This window comes from Burkholderia sp. Ac-20384, assembly GCF_017104605.1.
In the GTDB taxonomy this organism is placed as follows: Bacteria; Pseudomonadota; Gammaproteobacteria; order Burkholderiales; family Burkholderiaceae; genus Burkholderia; species Burkholderia lata.
In genome coordinates, this window is the sequence record NZ_JAAGPE010000494.1 from 1 (window position 1) to 4233 (window position 4233).

Annotated in this window: 3 protein-coding genes; all 3 read right to left on the bottom strand. The window is 69.1% G+C overall.

The window, feature by feature from the left end:
• A partial coding sequence (gene mhpT, locus G3O00_RS40425; RefSeq protein ID WP_206146341.1) for a 3-(3-hydroxy-phenyl)propionate transporter MhpT occupies positions 1-823 on the bottom strand: 823 nt, incomplete at its 3' end.
• A gap of 203 nt (positions 824-1026) precedes the next feature.
• On the bottom strand, positions 1027-2931 hold the full coding sequence (locus G3O00_RS40430) for a feruloyl-CoA synthase (protein ID WP_206146342.1): 1905 nt from the start codon (positions 2929-2931) through the stop codon (positions 1027-1029).
• A gap of 11 nt (positions 2932-2942) precedes the next feature.
• Positions 2943-4233: aldehyde dehydrogenase (locus G3O00_RS40435; RefSeq protein WP_206146343.1), on the bottom strand; the 1291-nt coding region annotated here is incomplete at its 5' end.

Below are 4233 nucleotides of genomic sequence, written 5' to 3' on the forward strand. Positions count from 1 at the left end.
TGCCGATGCCGAGCGCGCCGAGCCCGCCGCCGACGTTGAATGCGATCTGCACGAGGCCGACATGCTCGCGATCGAGCCCGCGCGCGGCCATCAACGACGGCAGCCAGTTCAACAGGAAGTAGAGAACGATCAGCGTGCAGAAATAGCTGATCCACAGCGCGAGTGTCGAGATCGTGCGGCCGTCGCCGAACAGCGTGCGGGCGACGCTCGTACGCGCGGCCGACGTGCCGGCGATGTCGAGATACGCGCGCGATTCCGGCAGCAGCATCGCCAGCAGCGGCACGAGCAGCAGCGGCCCCGCGCCGCCGACGTAGAAGATGTGCCGCCACTCGGTATCGCCGGCGAGCAGCACGCCGATCAGCGACGCGATCACGCCGCCGAACGGAATGCCGCAGTACATCGCGGCCACCGCGCTGCTGCGCGAGCGTGCCTCCACCGCCTCCGACGACAGCGCGATCAGGTTCGGCATCGCGCCGCCGAGGCCGATGCCGGTCAGCACGCGCACGACGACGAGCATCGCGAAGGTCGATACCTGCGCGGTGGCGATCGACAGCAGTCCGAACAGCGCGACTGACGCAATCAGCACGCGCTTGCGACCGATCCGGTCGGCGAGCCGCCCGCCGAGCATCGCGCCCGGCAACAGCCCGAAGGTGCCCGCGCTGAACGCAATGCCCATCTGCGACACGCTCAGCCCGAATTCGCGCGCCATGCGCGGCGCGGCGACGCCGACCGATTGCAGGTCGAGCCCTTCGAGCAACGCGATCGCGAAGCACAGCGCGAGTGTCGTCGCGACTGCCGGTCTTTCGGCAACGTAGGTGTTCATCGTGTCTCCAATCCTTGTTGTCTTTTCGTCGGCGTGCCTCGCAGGGCCGCTCGCAGCGCGCGCCGCCGCCGGCCAGGGGCGGGCAGGTGCGCAATGGGTCGGTTGAACGACCGCCCTTGTTATCAGGCAGCCTGATTCACTGGCCGTAAAAAAGCCCGCCGGTCGCATCGCCGGCAGGTCGTTACGCGTACCGATGCCTATCGCTAGGTCGATGCGTGAATCACATCGGGATCACGGCGGGCCGGGTCGTACAGCGCGTCGATCGTCGCCGCGCGATGCTGCTGCACGGCCGCCTGGTTCAGCGAGCCCTTGTCGGTCACTTCGCCGAGATCGAGCGACGGCGGCGTGTCGATCAGCCGGACTCGCGCGACGAACGTCGACCCGCCGCTCGCATGCCGGTTCAGCGCGGCGAGCCAGGTCTCGAACACCGCGCGCACCGCCGGCGCACGCAGCACATCGGCCGCCGATGCATCGGCGGCGAGCGCCGCAAGCGCACGGCACGCGTCGATACGCGGAAACACGAGCAGGCCGATGTCGTCCCGATTGATCCCGGTCACGACGACGTCCTGCACGTACGGCGCACCGCTCGACACCGCGTTCGCGCGCAGCGGCCCGACGCTGACGAACGTGCCGCTGCTCAGCTTGAAATCCTCGGTCAGCCGCCCGTCGAACTGCAGCCCGAATTCCGGCCGCTCCGGATCGGCGAACGTGGCCGCGTCGCCGCTGCGGTAATAGCCTTCGTCGTCGAATACGTCACGCGGATCGACCTCCGCATGCCAGTAGCCGCGCATCACGTTCGGCCCCTTGAAACGCAGTTCAAGCTTGCCGCCGCACGGCACGAGCTTCGCGTCGCAGCCGGGCGCAGGCAGCCCGATATAGCCGGCGCGCATCAGCGGCCCCGTCGTGAACAGGCACGACGGCGACGCCTCCGTCATGCCGAGCCCGGCCATGATCCGGATGCGCTCGCCGCAATGCGCGTGGGTCACGCGGTCGAGCCGGTCCCATGCGGCCTGCGACAGCCCCGCGCCGCCGAAGAAGTACAGCTTCACGCGCGAGAAGAACGTGTCGCGCAGCACGGCGTCGCGTTCGAGCGCGGCCGTCAGCTCTTCCCAGCCTTTCGGCACGTTGAAGTAGATCGTCGGCGCGATCTCGCGCAGGTTGCGCACGGTCTCGTCGAAACGACCGGGCACCGGACGGCCATCGTCGATATAAAGCGTGCCGCCGTTGTACAGCGCGATGCCGAGGTTGTGACTGCCGCCGAACGTGTGATTCCACGGCAGCCAGTCGACCAGCACCGGCGGCTCGCGCGTCAGTTCCGGCATCGTCTGGCGCAGCATCTGCTGGTTGCTGCACAGCATCCGGTGCGTGGTCGGCACGGCCTTCGGCTGCTTCGTCGAACCGGACGTGAACAGGATCTTCGCGAGATGATCGGGGCCGACCGACGCATGGATTGCGTCGATCGTGCGCGGGGTGGTGGCGAGCAGGCGCGAGAGCGGCACCGCGCGGCCCTTTCCGTCGGCGTCGACATCGGCATCGTCGTCGTGTGCGACGATCAGCGCCGCATCGGCCGGCAACACGGCGTCGAGCGCACGCGCGAACGGCGCGCGTTCGGCGACGAATACGGCGCCCGGCCGCAGCACGCCGAGCGTGTGACGCAGCTTGCCGTAGTCGGTCGATACCAGCGAATACGCCGGTGAAATCGGCGCGTACGGAACGCCGGCCAGCATCGCCGCGAACATCAGTTGCAGATGCTCGAGATCGTTGCCGGACAGCACCGCGAGCGGACGCTCGACTGACAGCCCGAGATCGACGAGGCCCTGCCCGATCGCGCGGGCGCGGTCGAGCATCTGCGCGTAGGTGATCTCGATCCAGCGGCCGTCGTCGCCGCGCTTCGCGGCCAGCACGCGATCGGGATGCGCTTGCGCACCGCTCACGAGGCAGTCGGTCAGGCGCGCCGGGTAGTCGCCGAGCGGTTCGCGGGCGCGCAGGTACCACGTGCCGTCGTCCGCGCGGCGGATCTCGGCCGCGCCCACGGCAACCACCGCGGCGCGATAGCGCACGCCGCCCGCGCCGTGTACGACCTCACTCGGAGGCTTCGCTACATTCATCGTCGCCTCGCTTAAATTGGGTAATGACGCGGCACGGTCTGCACCGTGATCCAGCGCAGCTCGGTGAATTCGGCGATCGACGCGCGACTGCCGAAGCGGCCGTAGCCGCTCGCCTTCGTGCCGCCGAACGGCATCTGCGCCTCGTCGTGCACGGTCGGGCCGTTGATGTGGCAGATCCCCGATTCGATCCGTCGTGCGATCGCCATCGCGCGCGCGACATCGCGGCTGAACACGCTCGACGACAACCCGAATTCGCTGTCGTTCGCGAGCGCGACCGCTTCGTCGTCGCTGTCCGCACGCAGGATCGCGACGACCGGCGCGAACGATTCCTCGCGATACAGACGCATGTCGCGCGTCACGCCATCGACGATCGCCGGCTGCATCGTCGCGCCTTCGACGCGGCAGCCGAGCGGCAGCTGTGCGCCATGCGCACGCGCATCTTCGACGAGCGACGCTGCACGCGCAGCCGCCGCCGCGTCGACCATCGTGCCGAGCGGATGGCCGGCCAGCGGATCGCCGGCGACCAGCGTGCGCGCCTTCGCGGCGAGGCGTTCGACGAGCGTATCGGCAATCGGCCTCGCGACGATCACGCGCTCGGTCGACATGCAGATCTGCCCCTGGTTGAAGAACGCGCCGAACGCGATCGCGTCGACCGCCGCGTCGAGATCGGCATCGTCCAGCACGAGCACGGGCGCCTTGCCGCCGAGTTCGAGCAGCACCGGCTTCAGGTGAGCAGCCGCGTGGCGCGCGATGATGCGCCCGACATGGGTCGACCCGGTGAAGTTGATGCGTTTCACATGCGGATGTGCGATCAGCCGCTCGACGAGTTCGGGTGCGTCGGCCGCCGCATGCGTGATCACGTTGACCACGCCCGCACCGAGCCCCGCTTCGTCCAGCACCGCGCCAATCAGTGCGTGCACGCCGGGACACGCTTCGGACGCCTTCAGCACGACCGTGTTGCCGCACGCGAGCGGCATCGCCAGCGCACGCGTGCCGAGAATCACCGGCGCGTTCCACGGCGCGATGCCGAGCACGACGCCGCATGGCTCGCGCATCGCGAGCGCGAGATTGCCGGGCACGTCGGACGGGATCACGTCGCCGGCGATCTGCGTCGTCATCGACGCGGCCTCGCGCAGCATGTTCGCCGCGAGCGTCACATTGAAGCCGATCCAGCCTGGCGTCGCGCCGGTTTCGGCCACACCGGTCGCGATGAACGTGTCGATGCGGGCGTCCATCAGGTCGGCCGCCTTCAGCAGCAGCCGGCGGCGCTCGGTCGGCGCAAGGGCCGACCAGGCGGGAAAC

Coding starts and splice junctions, on each gene's coding strand:
- G3O00_RS40430 (WP_206146342.1), bottom strand. CDS start 2,931: ATGAATGTAGCGAAGCCTCCGAGTGAGGTCGTACACGGCGCGGGCGGC.